Origin of the sequence: Gimesia fumaroli (assembly GCF_007754425.1) — a bacterium.
GTDB classification, from domain to species: Bacteria; Planctomycetota; Planctomycetia; order Planctomycetales; family Planctomycetaceae; genus Gimesia; species Gimesia fumaroli.
Window position 1 is genome coordinate 851,044 of sequence record NZ_CP037452.1, and the last position, 16,628, is coordinate 867,671.

The 16,628-nt window shown below is 49.6% G+C and carries 10 protein-coding genes; 3 read left to right on the top strand and 7 right to left on the bottom strand.

What is annotated here, in order from left to right; all coding sequences use genetic code 11:
- Positions 1-132 precede the first annotated feature (132 nt).
- The 4 genes from Enr17x_RS03325 to Enr17x_RS03340 all read right to left on the bottom strand — a co-directional run bounded on the left by Enr17x_RS03325 (position 133) and on the right by Enr17x_RS03340 (position 3,908).
- Complete coding sequence (locus Enr17x_RS03325) at positions 133-552, bottom strand: carboxypeptidase-like regulatory domain-containing protein (protein ID WP_145305847.1); 420 nt, start codon at positions 550-552, stop codon at positions 133-135.
- 93 nt (positions 553-645) lie between these two features.
- A complete protein-coding gene (locus tag Enr17x_RS03330) occupies positions 646-1,566 on the bottom strand; it encodes a DUF1559 domain-containing protein (RefSeq protein ID WP_145305849.1) in 921 nt (306 codons plus the stop codon).
- A 771-nt stretch (positions 1,567-2,337) separates the two neighbouring features.
- On the bottom strand, positions 2,338-2,808 hold the full coding sequence (locus Enr17x_RS03335) for a carboxypeptidase-like regulatory domain-containing protein (protein WP_145305851.1): 471 nt from the start codon (positions 2,806-2,808) through the stop codon (positions 2,338-2,340).
- A gap of 122 nt (positions 2,809-2,930) precedes the next feature.
- On the bottom strand, positions 2,931-3,908 hold the full coding sequence (locus Enr17x_RS03340) for a DUF1559 domain-containing protein (RefSeq protein ID WP_145305853.1): 978 nt from the start codon (positions 3,906-3,908) through the stop codon (positions 2,931-2,933).
- Positions 3,909-4,313: 405 nt separating this feature from the next.
- Here Enr17x_RS03340 and glnA point away from each other — a divergent pair, with 405 nt between their 5' ends.
- The 3 genes from glnA (at position 4,314) to Enr17x_RS03355 (ending at position 8,115) form a co-directional block, all read left to right on the top strand.
- Positions 4,314-5,726 carry a type I glutamate--ammonia ligase gene (gene glnA / locus Enr17x_RS03345; RefSeq protein ID WP_145305855.1) on the top strand — a complete coding sequence of 471 codons (1,413 nt, stop codon included), beginning with the start codon at positions 4,314-4,316 and terminating at the stop codon, positions 5,724-5,726.
- Positions 5,727-6,043: 317 nt separating this feature from the next.
- On the top strand, positions 6,044-6,508 hold the full coding sequence (locus Enr17x_RS03350; protein ID WP_145305857.1) for a BLUF domain-containing protein: 465 nt from the start codon (positions 6,044-6,046) through the stop codon (positions 6,506-6,508).
- Positions 6,509-6,762: 254 nt separating this feature from the next.
- Complete coding sequence (locus Enr17x_RS03355; protein ID WP_145305860.1) at positions 6,763-8,115, top strand: carbon-nitrogen hydrolase family protein; 1,353 nt, start codon at positions 6,763-6,765, stop codon at positions 8,113-8,115.
- A gap of 143 nt (positions 8,116-8,258) precedes the next feature.
- Here Enr17x_RS03355 and Enr17x_RS03360 read toward each other — a convergent pair whose 3' ends face one another.
- The 3 genes from Enr17x_RS03360 to Enr17x_RS03370 all read right to left on the bottom strand — a co-directional run bounded on the left by Enr17x_RS03360 (position 8,259) and on the right by Enr17x_RS03370 (position 16,216).
- Positions 8,259-11,081: a beta strand repeat-containing protein gene (locus Enr17x_RS03360; RefSeq protein WP_198000944.1), complete on the bottom strand. Its 2,823-nt coding sequence runs from the start codon at positions 11,079-11,081 to the stop codon at positions 8,259-8,261.
- A gap of 258 nt (positions 11,082-11,339) precedes the next feature.
- Entirely contained in the window at positions 11,340-15,059 is a 3,720-nt protein-coding gene (ccsA, locus tag Enr17x_RS03365; protein WP_198000945.1) for a cytochrome c biogenesis protein, read from the bottom strand.
- A 59-nt stretch (positions 15,060-15,118) separates the two neighbouring features.
- On the bottom strand, positions 15,119-16,216 hold the full coding sequence (locus Enr17x_RS03370) for a hypothetical protein (RefSeq protein WP_145305866.1): 1,098 nt from the start codon (positions 16,214-16,216) through the stop codon (positions 15,119-15,121).
- Positions 16,217-16,628: the final 412 nt, after the last annotated feature.

The window sequence follows — 16,628 nt, forward strand, 5'->3', positions numbered from 1 at the left end:
ACAGATCGAAACAGAGCAGAGTACATGCGAGAAAATGGTGTTTTTGCTGGCGTCTATCGATAAAAAAATCCTGGTCCAACGCATGCGCCGGCCAGGATTTTGGCTCACTGAAAATGAATTCAATCAGCTGACTTAATTCAGCTTGAAGTCGATGACATTCTCACCCGTGGCTTTAACGTCAGCAGTGAGCCCCGATTTTTTGGGGTCTCCATATTCGGGAGGAATCTCCGGTTTCGATTGATCTTTTTTGGCTGCTTCTGTTCCCGGCATGGGGATTTCGCCCCCAGAAGTAATTGTGACGACGTGTGATCCCGGAATGGCCCCTGGTTCCTTTCCTGTTTTGAGAGAGTATTTCCCGGACGCATCTGTAGAGCCAACTGCAGACGGACCTGATTTGGGAATGAAGACGATGGTGGCGTCTGCGACCGGATTGCCTTTCATAGTGACCGTTCCGGTGACTTCTACTGTCTTAGGAGCGTCGTCAGGACCACCGCCACAACCAGAAATGAGTAACGTGATTAGAGGTAACAGTAACAAACTATAATTTCGCATGTCAGACCCTTGAGAAAATGCAGCCTGTTTAATTTGCACCAAACAGGCTGCATTGAATATTAAATCAGATACAACAGAACATTCCTTATCGGCTTAGAATTCGCCAAGCGTTTCGCCACCTTGAATAGACGCCAGGGCGCGATAGGTTCCGGTATCGATGTTTTCACTGACAAAACGGACAGCGCCATCTCCCATTAAGAAATGAGCACCCCCGACATGCTGACTGGCAAAGGAATAATTGTAGGGCCAGTTGCTTGGAGTATAAGTGTTATGAACATAATGATTCAAAGGGACAGAACATGTTGCCGTACTTCCATTGAACCAGTACCACCAGGAATGATTGCATTCTCTGGGAAGGGCTTCTCCCACAACAAAAGTGGTGCTTAGTCCATCAGTGACATCGCGCACTTTGGTCGTGTTGACCTTGCCCGTGGCATCTCCATTCCGGCACATAAATCCATTTCCAAAATCCAGTCCATTTGTACTTCCGGGGTTCCGTCCTTTTGGATCGGAATGCGTAAATGGTCCCCAGGCCCAATTATTTCCGGCAACCGCCTTGTAGCTGGTGACTGCTCTCGTGTCATTCACATTCGCGCGGCCTGTTAAAAGGCCATTCTCCACTCCTGGGTCAGTTGGGCAGAGCATCACTGTGAGAATTGTTCGTGAGACTTCCGTATTGGTAGGATCAGTCAGATATTGCCCGTGATTGATTTTATTATAAACATTCGCCTGATCGATAAAGGGGAGTATGTAGGAAATCCAGCTCATGCCTCGCTGCGTCGCGTTATAACCATCATCTCTATGCTTGTAGCTCATGGGAAACATACTGTGAGTCTCATGATAATTATGCAGTCCCAGTCCGATCTGTTTCATGTTGTTTTTACAGGTGCTGCGGCGGGCTGCCTCACGGGCCTGTTGTACGGCGGGGAGTAGTAGAGCGATAAGAATTGCGATGATGGCGATGACCACCAGTAGTTCAATTAACGTAAAAGCGCGTCTCGAAAATTGACTCATTGGCACGTTTCTCTCCTTGGTCATTAAGAATAAATTAAGGACAAAAAGCGAGTATAGTTCACCATCGAGATGACGAACTGACTGCTGTCGAAAAGCAATCTGAAGTGGAACTGAAATAGATTTGCGATTCAGTTCAGGGACTAAAAAAGTCCCACGTATCAATGTGTTGAACTATGTTGATTTGTTGATGTTTTGATCAAGTTTACCGTAGTTTGGTTTATGCTGCCAATGAATTCAGTTGATAAATGTACGGTTTTCTGAATTTCTATTTTCGGAGTAAGTAAGAAAGTCAATCTTATATCATTTGCCTTTAAAGCAATTGGTCAAGACTCGATGTCAAATTTTCGGGGGGATCAGTCAGAAACCTCTAGAACCGTTTTTGGAACGCGCTTGCACATTGAATGAAATGGGATTGGTCTCAATGCCGATGTTGCTCCTGGGGTGATGTTGATCGGCAGAATGCTGCAGGTATCACAGTTTGCTAAACGTGTGAAATTTTGAGAACACTCACGTTTATTTCAGATATGAAGTGAGTGAGGTTGGCGCGGTGAGCTCCGTCAACTTGCAGGAAAGGGAGAGAGGCAAGGCAGAGGTCGTAAACGCTGCAAGGCATTTCGTTTATTACCGGCAACGGGGGAAAGAAAAGTGTGAAGCATTGGGATAAGCCCTCAATGCTTCACTGTAATGTTTCACAGCGAGAATGCACGCAACAGATCCCTTGGGGGATCACACTGACTGACTCAGTCTGGTGATTTACGTTTGATGGGTGGTCTATTTCATATCCAAGTCGAATGTGTTTTCACCCGCATTGACTGTGTAGAGCACACCGCTCGATTCAGGATTCCGATATTTTTCAGGAATCTCGGGCCATTCTTTGGGGGGAAGCTCTTTACCTTCATTGACCGCTTGCGCCTCTTCTGGTGTTAATTCAACAGTTGGCGGTGTAATGCCAATTTGATATTTGCCAGTCAGGATTGCAGGCTCACGCCGCATACGAAGTGCGTATGATCCATCAGCGGCAATCACACTTGAGGCAGTAATGCCTTTGTCTTTGTGCAGGAAGACAATGGATGCGCCTTCCGGGACCGGTTTTCCATTAAAGGTGACTTTTCCTGTTACCGTTCCCGTTTCTCCCTTGGGCAGATTGCTTCCACCACCACAGCCAACAAGACACATGACAGCTACGATCAGGCCACTCATGAAAACCTGTTTTGGTTGATTCATCATGAATAAATTGTGCATTTCTTCCCTTATCTTTTCGGTGTATGTAGACCAATGCGGTTTGAATGAGAAATCAAAGAAGTGAGTCATAACGCATGAAAAAATTGCAGGCGGACATAGATGGTCCGCCTGCAAGATTATGATTAGAATTCGCCGATTGGCTGTCCATCGTCACGCGTTGCTAAACGTCGTAACGTCAGCATATCGATATTTTCACTGAGGAATCGAACAGAGCCATCACCCAGTAATGCATGCACGCCGCCGACATGAGGAGAGTAGATGCCGTTGTTGGGGCCATCATTGTTTCCGGTTCCCGGCAGGCTGTTATCAATCGTATTGGGGGGATAACGAATGGTTGTCAGGTTGAAGGTCCGGTTTTGTCCGGTTTCACCACCATCAGCCGTTCCCATCATCCAGCCATGGTTACTGTTGACCTGAATCGGGTTATCGGAAGCATCACGGAAGAAATTAGAGCATTCACTGACCACGATGACGTTTGTCGTACCATCAATAATGTCTTTGATCGAAATACATCGATTCTGAAGCAACACTCCGCCGCGTGCTTTGATGCCACCGGCAGTCACGGAAGTACAACATCCGGTATAGGCATATTCGTTGTGAATGGATGCATTGGTGAATCCATTCCCATTGGTGGCCCCTGAAATTCCGACATAGTGAGGTCGGAGGGTCCAGCCGCCGCCTGTATCATGTGTGAACGTTGTCATTGGGCTGGAAGGGCAGACCATCAGAGGAACTGTGACGCGATTGGCAACCGCTCCGTTTCCAACATAACCGGAATGAAGCACTTCCAGATTTAATTTATTATAGAGAGGTGCCTGGTCCATATAAGGCAGGACACCAACCCACCAGGATGGTCCCCAGCCGCCTGCCACATCTCTTCTTCCACCGAGAGGAAAGCACTTATAGTTATCATGATAGTTGTGGTGGGCAAGGCCGATTTGCTTGAGGTTGTTTTTGCAGTTTGATCGTCGGGCTGCTTCACGTGCCTGTTGAACGGCGGGTAGAAGTAACGCAATCAAGATGGCGATGATCGCAATCACCACGAGTAACTCAATTAGAGTAAAACCACTTTTTCGTACCGAGCGCTGGAATGATTTCATGAACTTTCTCCTTAAGAATTATATATAATATATTGCCTGACTCTATAAGTAAAATACCTTTCAGGAAACTTAAACTTCTTGGGAATAGAGAAACTGTTAAGAGTGCTTGCTTAGTTTTACTAGCATTAGAGATGACTGATGAACTGACTCTAACTAACACGCTATCATAATTTATGCATAAAAAGCAAATATAAACGACCTTCAGGATGAGTTATTTTATCGAACCATTCCAAGTGATTTTTACCTCCCAGTGCCTTTTCTGTGCATTTAAGCTACCTGAATGTATGAATAATATTGCCTGATAATTGAGCAATTTTCTGAAATGGTATATGTTTTGCATTATTAAGATATTCTGTATTCAGCTAGAATCTTCGATGAATGACATCCTTAAATCAGGAAAATAAGATGACCCCTCGGGAAGTGCTCGCCCTCTGTCGTGAACGTGAAATCCAAGCCATTGACCTGCGGTTTATGGATTTTCCCGGTACACAAAAACATTTCACTATTCCTGCTAAGATATTAGTAGAAAAGAGTTTCGAAGATGGTTTCGGATTTGACGGCTCTTCGATGCGCGGCTGGAAGGCGATAAACGAAAGTGACATGCTGGTCGTTCCCCAGCCCGAGACAGCATTTGTCGACCCCTTTATGTCGAATACGCTGGTAATGACCTGTAATATACAAGATCCCATTACCCGGGAAGACTATGCCAAAGATCCGCGCAATGTTGCCCGAAAAGCAGAAAGCTACATGCGGTCTACAAAAATCGCGGATGTCGCTAATTTTGGTCCCGAAGCCGAGTTCTTTATTTTTGATGATGTTCGATTCGATCAGAACGAGCACGAATGCTACTATCATGTCGACAGTATCGAGGGACAATGGAACCGGGGCAAGGCGGGGAGCGGTTCCAATGCGGGATATAAAATTCGCTATAAGGAGGGGTATTTCCCCGTTCCTCCTGCTGATACGTTACAGGAAGTCCGGACGGAGATGATGCTGTCACTCATGGATTGTGGCGTCGACGTCGAGGCACAGCACCACGAAGTGGCAACCGGTGGTCAATGTGAAATCGATATGAAATATGCGCCACTGTTAAAGACGGCTGACAACCTGTTACGCTATAAGTACATCGTCAAAAACGTCGCTGCGAAGCATGGTAAAACAGCAACGTTTATGCCCAAGCCTCTCTGGAATGATAATGGCTCCGGTTTGCATTTGCATATGTCCCTCTGGAAAGAAGGCAAGCCATTGTTTGCCGGTTCCCGTTATGGCGGGCTCAGCGAAATGGGCATGTATGCCATGGGGGGCATCCTTAAGCATTCGGCGGCTTTGTTTGCATTCTGCTGTCCGACTACTAACAGTTACAAACGTCTGATTGCCGGGTATGAGGCGCCAATCAATTTGACTTACAGTTACCGGAATCGTTCAGCGGCGATTCGTATCCCGGTCCACAGTCCGCATCCTGAAAACAAACGATTTGAATTCCGTTGTCCCGATTCCTCTTCGAATCCCTATCTGGCCATGTCGGCTGTGTTGATGGCGATGCTGGATGGGATTCAAAATAAAATCGATCCCGGTCATCCTCTGGAAAAAGATATCTATGATCTGAAGCCGGATGAACTGGCCGAGCTGCCTGCTGTACCTGGTTCGTTAGAGGATGCGTTACAGGCATTGCGCGACGACCATAAGTTTTTGCTGGTCGGCGATGTGTTTACTGAAGATGTGATCGATACCTGGATCTGGTATAAAACCAGTCAGGAAGTCGCCGCCTTGCGCGAGCGTCCCCATCCTTATGAATTCGCCATGTATTACGATATTTAAATCGTGGATGCAGGCAGCCGTCGTTTGTGCTCAGTGTCGGAGTGCGTAGACGCATTCAATTCAAAAAGCCATTTTCCGGAATGAGCTGATCTGAAAATCACAAACACTCTATTGCCTAGGTGGATTTCCTTGGTAGACAGGTGGTTTCTCAGGGAGAATTCGCTCAGGACAGCAGAAGACCATTTCGCTTTAAACTGATTAATCTCCACCGATATTAATGTATTTCCCTCCCCATCGAACCGATAAGCAATGATAGATGAATTGGAATTTGAAGGTTCCCATTCTTGTATCACATTGGTTTCTCTGGTTCACACAAAATGAAGCTATACCAACTTATCTATGTCAGTAAGAGTCTTGCTCCGATGTCAAAGGTTGGGTTGAAACAGATCTTGAAGTCTGCCTGTCGAAACAATCCTCAGCAGGGGATCACTGGGATTCTGGTCTATGATCGCGGTCATTTTTTTCAGGTTCTAGAGGGGAGCTACAACGATGTTGAGTCCGTGTTTGCCCGGATTCAAAAAGATAAGCGACACTGCCGCGTTAACCGGATCATTTCCTATCCGATTCAGGAACGCCTTTTTCCCCATTGGAGGATGGGCCTGTATAATCTGGAAGATTCAACGGAGTTCGATTTCTATAAACTGAAAAAGTGCATGAAATCGCTTCACGAGTTGACTTCAGTAAGCGAAAAGCGAAGTTTGGCGAAATACGCTTTGAAAATCTTTATCGAACTGAAAGAGAAGTCAACCGAACAGCCTGAAGACTTGATTGAGATTGTTTAAGCAGAGAGCAACCATTGCCTGCTTTATCTCGGGATGGAAATATGGCGGCTGTTTGTCAACGCCTGGGGTTTACGCCTGGCCCTCTCTGCAGATCTGCCGTTGATGGCGTTTGCGTGCTTCCAATGAATCTGAATCAAAACTGAGTTTTCAGATGCCTTGTCATGTCTGCGGTGCTACAATAATTGCTTGCCGGTTATTGTCCCGTTAGTTGATAACCGCTTCAGAAACTCACATTGTTTCCCGGAGGCGTCTTCATGAAAAATGCACGCGGCATTTTCTATTTGATAGTGATTCTACTCTCCTCTCAAGTTGGTTACGCAGGTGATCCAAAATTGCACGATGGGTGGCGTGCGATGACACCTCGTGAAGAACTGCGTCCAGAAATTTCATGGGATGCGGATGGTGGCCCGAATCAACAGGGGGCCTTTCTCATTCAGGCAGATAAGCGAGAAGGCTTGATGGGACACATTCAAAAGACGTTCCCTGTCAAAGGGGGGAAGACTTACGCGTTCCTAGCGCAACGAAAAACGAAAGGCATTGATCTGGTTCGTCGCGCCGGGACAGCCCGATTGATCTGGCTTGATCAAAACGGGAAACGTGTAACGCGGGATAAACCATCATTTGCCTCTTATCGCCCTGGTGAGCGTCCGCGGGCAGAACCGGAATTTCCAGGCGATCAGGAAACCAAGTCTGGCTGGACGGAGGTCGCGGGCGTCTACCGTGCTCCTTCAGAGGCGGCGCAGGTTCAGATCGAGTTACATTTTCGCTGGGGACCGCCGCATTCACAAATTCAGTGGAGCAATATCAGCTTCAAGCAAACCGATGATATCAAGCCGCGCATTGTACGCCTGGCGACGATCCATCATCGGCCCCGGGAAGGGAACAAACCAAGTGACAAGCCGGCCCAGTTTGCGAAGTTGATTGCGCAGGCAGCCAAGCAGAAAGCCGATCTGGTCGTGTTGCCCGAGTCCATTACAGTCTACGGAACCAAGCTGCCTTATGCGGAGTGTGCGGAGCCGATTCCCGGTCCTTCCACAAAGTACTTCGGTCAATTGGCAAAGAAACATGACCTGTATATCGTAGTCGGACTTTACGAACGGGCAGAGCATCTGGTTTACAACGTGGCAGTGTTGATTGGTCCTGACGGAGACATTGTCGGTAAGTATCGCAAAGTGACACTGCCGCGCGGTGAGATTGAAGGAGGCGTGACGCCGGGGCACGAGTATCCGGTGTTTGAGACCCGCTTTGGAAAAGTCGGCATGATGATTTGCTACGACGGCTTCTTTCCCGAGGTGGCTCGCGAATTGAGTAAAAACGGTGCTGAGGTAATTGCCTGGCCGGTCTGGGGCTGTAACCCGATGCTGGGTGCAGCGCGTGCCTGTGAAAACCACGTTTATGTTATAAGCAGTACTTACACAGACACGTCGGCCAACTGGATGATCTCTGCGATTTATGGTCAGGATGGCAAGCCGCTGGCGCAGGCGAAGGACTGGGGAACCGTTGCCATCACCGAAGTCGACTTGAATCAACCCTTCTATTGGCAGAGCCTGGGAGATTTTAAGTCGCAGATCGAACGTCATCGTCCGGTTGTCGATACGAAACCGTAGCGTAGAGGCAGTACCCGCGTGTCTGCCCACTTGGCGGGATTCAACTCTGTATTGCCGTCTGGGATGGAACCCGTTGAGTGATTCCTACTGAGTAAATCGCGTTGAATTGACTACAACTCAACCGATGCGATTTATTAGCGGGTTTACGGGAAGCAGTCGGCGATATTCTGGATGGTTCCGCCGCCCAGCAGGTTGATGGTGGCTCCATTATTATCGACGGAGAGATTAGGCAGATCTTCCACATTGATAGTTCCCCCGACGGCTGCAAAGAAGTCGAGTGCGGTACTGGAATTATTACCCATGACCTCCAGGCAGAGTAAATCAGGTGAGAAGACCGCGACATCCAGTCCTCTGCCACCGATGCCGGCACTACCGTTTAGTGTATTCGAATTGACCCGGATTCTGGCATTAGCACCGACCCCACCATTCATCAGGATTTCAATTCCATCGTCGAAGATACCGCCGGTCTGGGCAATCGAGTTGCTTGTGATGAAGACGTCGTGGTCGGTCCCGCGGTCAATGTCAATGGCGATACCATCGTTAAACAAGGCGGCCAGGTTATCATCAGAAATGGTGTTTTGATTGATCGTGGTATCTGTCACCCCGGTCGTATTCAGATTGAGATAAACTCCTGAGCCGAACAGGTTGACCAAGTCGTCCGAGTCGATGGTGTTCATCGCGATGGTCGTGGTGGCGGAACCGTTGTTATAGACAACACCAATTCCGTTGCCGAAGACGCCAGCCGTATTTTGGATCGTATTGCCGGTAATGGTTGTGGTCATGGCGCCGGTCGAGTCGCCTGTGAAAGTAATCCCGTCGCCAAAGGCATTCAGGATGCTGTTAATCTGGTTGCCTCGAATACGTGTTGTCACATTACCGGCGGTGGTCGAGACTTCGATTCCCGTACCGGCCAGCGCGAGCACACTGCTAATGATGTTATTGTCGATGTCGAGTGTCGCATCTCCACCAATTTCGACATCGATGGCGTCGTCGAAGGCGGTCAGAATACTGCGGATGGTGTTTCCGCTGATCGTACCGTTGCCGGAGCCATTCAGAACCGCGATCGCGTCAATGCCGGAATCGTCGATTGTATTGGACGAGAAATTAAAATTCGTCACGTTCTGAGCGAAGATACCTTCCGTCGTGGGCGTGTCGATGGTCACGTTTTGGATCGTAATATTTTGTGAATTGGTTGCTGTCACGCCGGTCGCGCCACTATTCGTGAGCGTTCCCCCGTTGAGAGTAAAGCTACCCGTCAGGTTATTGATCAGAACCGAATCAGCGGCGGCATTGGTGCTGCTCAGATTGTTAATGGTAATATTCGCTGTGCTGTTGCTGACATTGACAGATGTTGTGCCATTGGTCGTTGTGACCTGACCAAATTGAATCGTCCCGCCGGCATTCTGGATATCGATGCCATCGCCGTTGGTATTTGTAATCGAACTGTTGGTAAAGGTCACGTTCCCGCTACCCCCGGAAATCAACACACCCAGGCCACCTGATTTTGTGAGAGGTGTCTGGCTGAAGGAGGCGGGGCCTGTTAAATTTGTCAGGCTGATGGCGGTACCGGCTCCGGTATGATTAATCGTATTATTAGAGACCATCAGGTTACCGACGCCGTTAGCGAGAATTGAAGAACCGGCACCGGTTGTGGTGATATCAAAGCCGGAAAGTACACTGCGGTTATTCAGCGTGAAGCTACCCGTGATTTGTGGATTCACGCCGGTATTGGAGTCGGGCAGTTGGATCGGTCCGATAGTGGAAGTGATGAACTGTGTCGGTCCTGCTGAAAGGACCTGTGTATTGCCTGCGAGTGTAAAGTCGCCTGTTTCCATGCCGTTGCGGTGATCATAGACAACCACATTCCCCTGTTGTGTCCGCGGATCAGCAAAGGCGGCGGCGAGTGTCGCATACGGGTCTTCGTAAGAACCGTCACTATTGCCGCCGGTCGCTACGTGCATAAAGTAAAAGGGCAGTCCCGTGGTAGGATCAATGACAAGGCCGCCATTCGGGTCCTGGATTTCCTGATTGTCGACAACGATACTGCGGAGTCGTTCGGGAGTTTCACCGAGTCGATCCCAGGCTTTCAGGTCTGCACGAGGGCCTCCTCGTAAACCCGTAATGCTGGGCCACTGGATGCCGACAGCAAAGTTGACGGTGGTGTCGAACACGCGGTCATTCTGCACACTGAGATTGAGCGAAACGACATCTGATATCCGGCTTTCGATGCGCGATTTCCAGCCCCAGGCCTGTTTACTGCCTTTGGCCTGAAAGTGATACCATCCCGCGTAGGCGCGAAGGTCCATGAAATCGTTGGTATAGAATTTGGCTCCCGCTTCCATATCAAGGCCTTTCATCGCAGCCTGGTAGTAACGGGTAAACGTGCCGCCCGTCAGATAATGCCCGACGAATGAGTAGCCACCACCGCTGGTATGAGTGGTAGCATATTGATTGCGGGTTTGCCCCGTCGGGACATACCAGTTAAGACGGGCGTCCCAGATATCACCCAGGGTTTCAACCCCCCCGGAAACCTGATCGAAGGTCGCATAACCTGCGTCGCGGGTGTCGTAGTAAATGTAAGCCCCGATCGTGCGCTGAATTTCGGGAATAAACTGGCGGGCGCCAACACCGACATTCGAACCCAGATTATGATTGTCGTCCCCTAGAAGCAACCGCGCATCGATGAAGGTCAGCCAGTCGCTGTCTTCCCCTTCCAGCAGTGGGAAGAAGGCATCAAAGGAGGAGAGTCCGCCGATGCGTCCGATCGTGTCACCCGCTTCGTAGCGGTAACCGAAGTGAGGCCGATAGCGGCCGAACCAGGCGGAATCGCCAAAGAGCGCTGAAACATCGCCGCCGTAGTTTTCATTCTCAAAACCAGGCTCTTCATAGGCCGGGTCAACAGGCTGGGCGAGCAGCGTACCCGGTACGCAAAAGGCAATCAGTAAAGCCAGATAGAAGCGTTTCATGGAATCCATTCCGTAGAAGACGTAAAGTTATAAGATCTTTCGTCAGAACGGAATGCAGGGCTAAAGCGGTTCTCTCGATAAGAGCCACCAATCGTATCAGTAGTTCTAGTCGAATAAAATGGGGTGACTTTTCTGCCTGCTGTGTGTGAGGTTATTCTTCCCTGGCACCTGAACATAAGGGTATGCTTGGGTTGTCGCAAATCTCATTTGACTTAAAGAACTGCAGCAAACGTAATACTTTGCAGCTTTCACCTTCCATCAGGCGTCACGGTTCTTAAAGCTCCACCACTGGTTTTGAGGTATCATCGCGATCGCCATCACGGCCAGCTGTGACAGCATAAACAGGCCCAATGCCATCAGGACTCCTTCTGTAAATCCATAGGAGTGCAGTCCTACGCCGAGTTCATTGACGCCAAACCAGGACCAGCTGGTGACGATGTTTCCGCCGATCGAAAGAATTGCCAGACCCCGATCTTTGACCATGCCTCCCCAGCGAGCGTGCAGAACCAATGCGTTCCAGAGAACGATAATCAGTGCCCCGTTTTCTTTCGGGTCCCAGCCCCAGAAACGGCCCCAGGAATCGTCGGCCCAGAGACCGCCGAGTACCGTACCCACAAAGCTCAGGAAAATGGCAAAGCAGAGCACGCCGTACAGCATGCGAATGATCTCTTTGCCGGCATTCGCGGTCATGCGTGGAGTACACGTTCCCCACAGAATGTAAAACAGGCCGAGCAGTCCCGCGACAAAGGTGGCGGCGTATCCAAGCGTAATACAGACCACGTGAGTGGCGAGCCAGAACTGGGTATCGAGAACCGCCTGCAGCACGGCCATCGTATCACCATCACCGGCCAGCATGTGGGCGATGAGCAAGGTGGAAAAACCGGAAACTCCAGCCAGCAGGTTACCGATGCCCATCCGGTTCATGCGTTCGATCACGATGCCCGCCAGCACAGCGCCCCAGCCAATAAAGACGGCCGAGGAGTAGAGGTTGGTGACCGGAGGACGTCCCGAGATATAGATTCGAGAAATCAGAGCAAAGGTATGTACAACAAAAGTAAGGACGATCAGCCAGAAGGCGGCGCTCCCTAACGTTTTCTCTCCGATCAGAAATGAAACACAGACCAGAATGAAGGCAATCAGGTAGAGAACCGAGCAATAGTAAAACGGCTCAAAGTGATTGAAGAATGCTTCGTAATCAATTTTGGATAGACTCACATCTGTCAGATCGGCCTGATGTTTTTTCAACCAGGTTTGATAGTTGCGGACTTCTTTATTGAACTCTTCGGTATTGCCTTGCGAATAGGCGACCAGAATTTTAGTCCAGGCCTGGGTGGCTTCGTTTTCTTTGTCCTTGGAAAAACTGGCTTTGACCAGATCGCGGGTCCAGGCATAGGAATAGGTTTGCCATTCGGCTTCTTCTTCGGCTGCACCTCCCGGCGGAATGACGCGGGGAGGGTTGCGGCGGTCGAGCATGCCATGACGGCGGATGGCTTCAATTAAGTCTTCGCGGGCCGATTCCGCGCGAATATTGGGAGGGGTAAATGACTGGATGAGTAAGTCGACGATGCCGATTTTCTTTTCCAGATCCAGGACCCGTGATTGATACAAGCTGGCTTTTCCCTGCCCCGCCTGGCGTGCCAGTTCTGCCTGTTTCGTGAGTTCCGGAAGCTTTTCGATAAAGTCTTCCAGGGAGTAGCGGAAGCCCGGTCGTTTTTTGAGTCCGAGTGTATGGAGCAGATCGGGATTTTCAATACGAAACACATTGTATGAATAAGCTTCTTGCGGTTTGGCAATCGTATCCAGCAGCCATTTGATCGCAGGATATTTTTTTGTCTTCGTTTTTTTCTTCTTAGCTACTTTAGCATCTGAATTGTCTTTTTTGTCTTTGGATTCTTTTGCTGCTTTCGCTTCCTCTTCTGCTGCTTCCTCTTTTTCTGCAGTGGTGACAATTTTGCCATCTGCATCATATTCCACTTCAAAATCCTGTCGACCGGAAATGATCCGCAGGCTGTTGCGGGCCAGGGTATCGATGGGCTTGGCGCGTCCCTGGTACAAAATCGGGAGTTCACCGAATTCATACAGGTGCATTTGATTCGACGGTGTTTTAGGGATGCGGGCTTTACTCATCAGATAGCCGCCAAAGATGACCAGGATCAAGGCGGGAATCAGATAGGTATTCAGATTCGCGATTAACCGTTGTTTGGTCTGCGAGGCAGCATCAACTGACTCATCGGGAAGTGAGACCTCAGAAACCGCAGCGGGCTCAATTCTCTGTTTTTCACGCCTCCCCAGAAATCGGAGCAGGGTAATCATGAAATGGTACAACATGCCGACAGCGACAATCATGCAGGAGACGTAAGGAATCATCCAGCCCATGTTTGTGACAACCGACAGGGTCGTCAATTCCTTGCCGGTACGCGGGTCGGCGTGATAGCCGCTTTGATAGAATGTTTCGCCGCTGTAACGGAGCGGATTGTTCATCCAGATTTTGATGTCCCGGTCGACGTTAGTGGTGGGATCGACCAGATGAATATCAGATGAATAGTTCATCACGGTAGTGGTACCAGCATAGTCGTCTTTGCGAACGTCGATGAGCTTGACACTGTAGGGCTTGTAAGTTCGTTTAAAACGCAGGTAGAGCTGGTATGGTTTCCCATCGACCTCGACCTGTTCGCCGATTTCCTGTAATGCCATCTCGAGACTGACGAGATAAACACCCAGGGAGTCGTCTGTTTTTTTATCAATGATTTTGATGTAAGCGGCGGGGGTATCGACGGCGCCGCCGGTGTCGGTGCCTGTCGCACTGCGGGCGGGTAAGGCAATCCAGTCCTTGCCGATGCCATCGGTCGCCAGGTTTTCGGCAAGCTTTTTCTCTTCGGGCGTTAAGGAGGAAACCTTACGGATGGAAGCGTTCGGGTAATATTTTACCAGTTCGTAGTTGAAAGGGAGCTTCGGATCAGAAACGACTCCATCCCGGTTTGCGAGTAAGATCGATTTGGGAATCACCGTGACCTGATCCTGTTTCGGATCGGTCTGATCGATAATCGCCAGTTCAATGGTGCGAATGTCGTGGACGTAGTTGGTTGTTTCCCCTTCCGAGATGGTCATCTGGGTTTCGACGGCCATGGTGCCAACCATCAGTTCGCTGAGCATCATCAGACCGACACCGCCGTGTAACAGCACGACTCCCGCTCGTTTTTTAAACAGGACAATACAGCCTGCCAGGAGTACAACCCCGGCAAAGGTGGCTTTGATTAACTGCCAGAGAATCCGCATGGAAGAATCGCTGAAGCGGGCCGCGTCACCTTGAGATAGAAACCAGATCAACAGACAGGCGAACAGTCCAGCGCCCAGCACAGCTAACCCGCGTTCGACTTTGCGATAGGATTCAATCTGGAAAAAGAGCCAGATACAGCCGAGAACACAGGCCGCCATCCCGACTTCAATCATCGCCCATAACGCGGACCAGCTTAAGAGAGGCGTTTCCTGGAAGCCATCTTTATTCGATCCACTGGCAATCACAGCCCAGGTGATGAGTAGCCCGACGGCAATGGTAATCCAGCCTGCTGTTCGCCGTGTCCCTTTGGCTTGCACTTTGAAACGAATGAAATGTGCAGCGAACAGGTTGATGCCCATCATGAAGCCGATGAGCCAGCCGCCGGGAAAGTAAATGAAGCCGGGGATATTTTGTTGGTCGAGGTTCGGGAAAAAAGAGGGGGGAAAGAAGATTTTGAATTCAATCTTTGCGATTCCGGTACGGAAATATTCGTCGATGACGACCCAGATATCTTTATTCACCTGCGCCAGTGTGCCGGCCAGAATAATGAAGATGGCCATCGCGAACAGCACCACGGTCAGCTTCAATGATGCAAAGGGCTGCAAAATTTTCAGGAACTGCTCATTGGAATTTGCAGACCCCGAATTGGAGTCGGTTGTGGCAAATTCGCTGGATGTGTCTGAGAGTGTATTTGTCGACATGATCATTTCCTGAAACTAGAACGCAATAAATGTCGTTTGAATTGTTTTATCGTGAAGGCTTATTTAAATCGGATCGACTGCACTAACTGTTTAAATCGTGCTTCTTCCTGTTCGGCCAGTTTTGTAGAGCCCTTATATTTCACAAACCAGGCCAGATTACCTCGATAGATGATCGCACCTAAAATGGCTTCTTGGGGGCCAATCAGTTTGACATAGGTGGCTTCCAGATCGCCGGCTTTTAATTGCTCGGATTGTTTGGGGAGCTCAGCTTCTGTAATGTCTTTCAGGCCGACCTGTCCCCGCCAACGGTTGATATTAGGGAGCAGGGGAGAGGCGTCTTTGGCCAGATCAATGATCGTGACTTCACCGGTTTCGTCTCCCTCAGTGATATTAAAGGCGGCTTTTCGCATTCCACCGCTACGACCGGGCTTCCAGCCTTTGGGGGTTTCAAATTTGACTGGTGATGCGGCAGCAGCGGGTGGATTTACAGGGCCGGGAGCAGGACGGCCTCCGCCTCCCATCATTCCGGATGCAAAGGGAGCACGGCTCATGGGGTTGGCTGCCATCTTGCCTTTCAGGCTGACGACCGTCAGGGGTTGATCGCCGGCCTTAACAGTGAAAAGTTCGGTATCCAGAGCGGGGGTATCTGAAGCGTCTTTCAACTGCGCTTCGGTAATATTGCCGAGTCCCACCTGATCGCGCCAGCGATTGATATTGGAGAGTAAGTCCACGTTCAGATTACTGCTGGCAGGAAGAGGAATCACAGAGAGTTCAACGGGCGGGTCGCTGTCTTTTACTTTTAGAGTGGCGAACCGCATGGAACTGCCTGGCTCCTGGGTCCAGTTTTCCGGAAGTTTCCATTCGGGTTTGCCGGCTTTCATGGAGACGGACTTCAGAAATTGAACGAACCGATCGAATTCAGCTTTCACCTGTTCGGGAGAGCCGGTCATCTTGAAAAACCAGTTCTGTGGACTGCCGGGCAAAATCGCCGCCAGCATGCGGACTTCTTTGGCGGGAGCCATGGCACTGTCTGATCCGGCAGGAGCAAGGCCTGAATCTGTTTTGGGAACGGTGTAAGAGGTGATCTCTTCCTGTTTGCTGCAGCCGACAGAGAGTAACAGCAGGATCGTCATCAGAACGGGGAATATCGGTTTCATGCGTTTCATTCGGAAAAGAGTTTGATACATTAACGGGTCAAATTATTCAAAGCGATCTGTTTGATTCGGGAAGTTCACGAATCGAAATCGTGTCTGATGTCTGATCGCCTCTTCATTGCGTAATATTGGGAAAACAGAAAACGGTTCTGTAATTATGTTCAAGGTGGGGCAGTGCGAAGAAAGACGGCGTCATTCTTCAGGTGGTGTAAGTGATTCAATAACAGTTGCTTAAGAAAAGGCATCCGAGTTCGCACCTGTGGAATTTGCTCTCAGAAGATCCTCTGTTTTATTATAGTTCTTTCAACGTCAAAAAGTACACAACCAGTTTGGGGCTCCTGTCAAAATCCCTCTGATTGGTGCCGCGATACCACCACAACCGGCCCTCATTGGTGCTTGTGAAAAAAACTGTGGA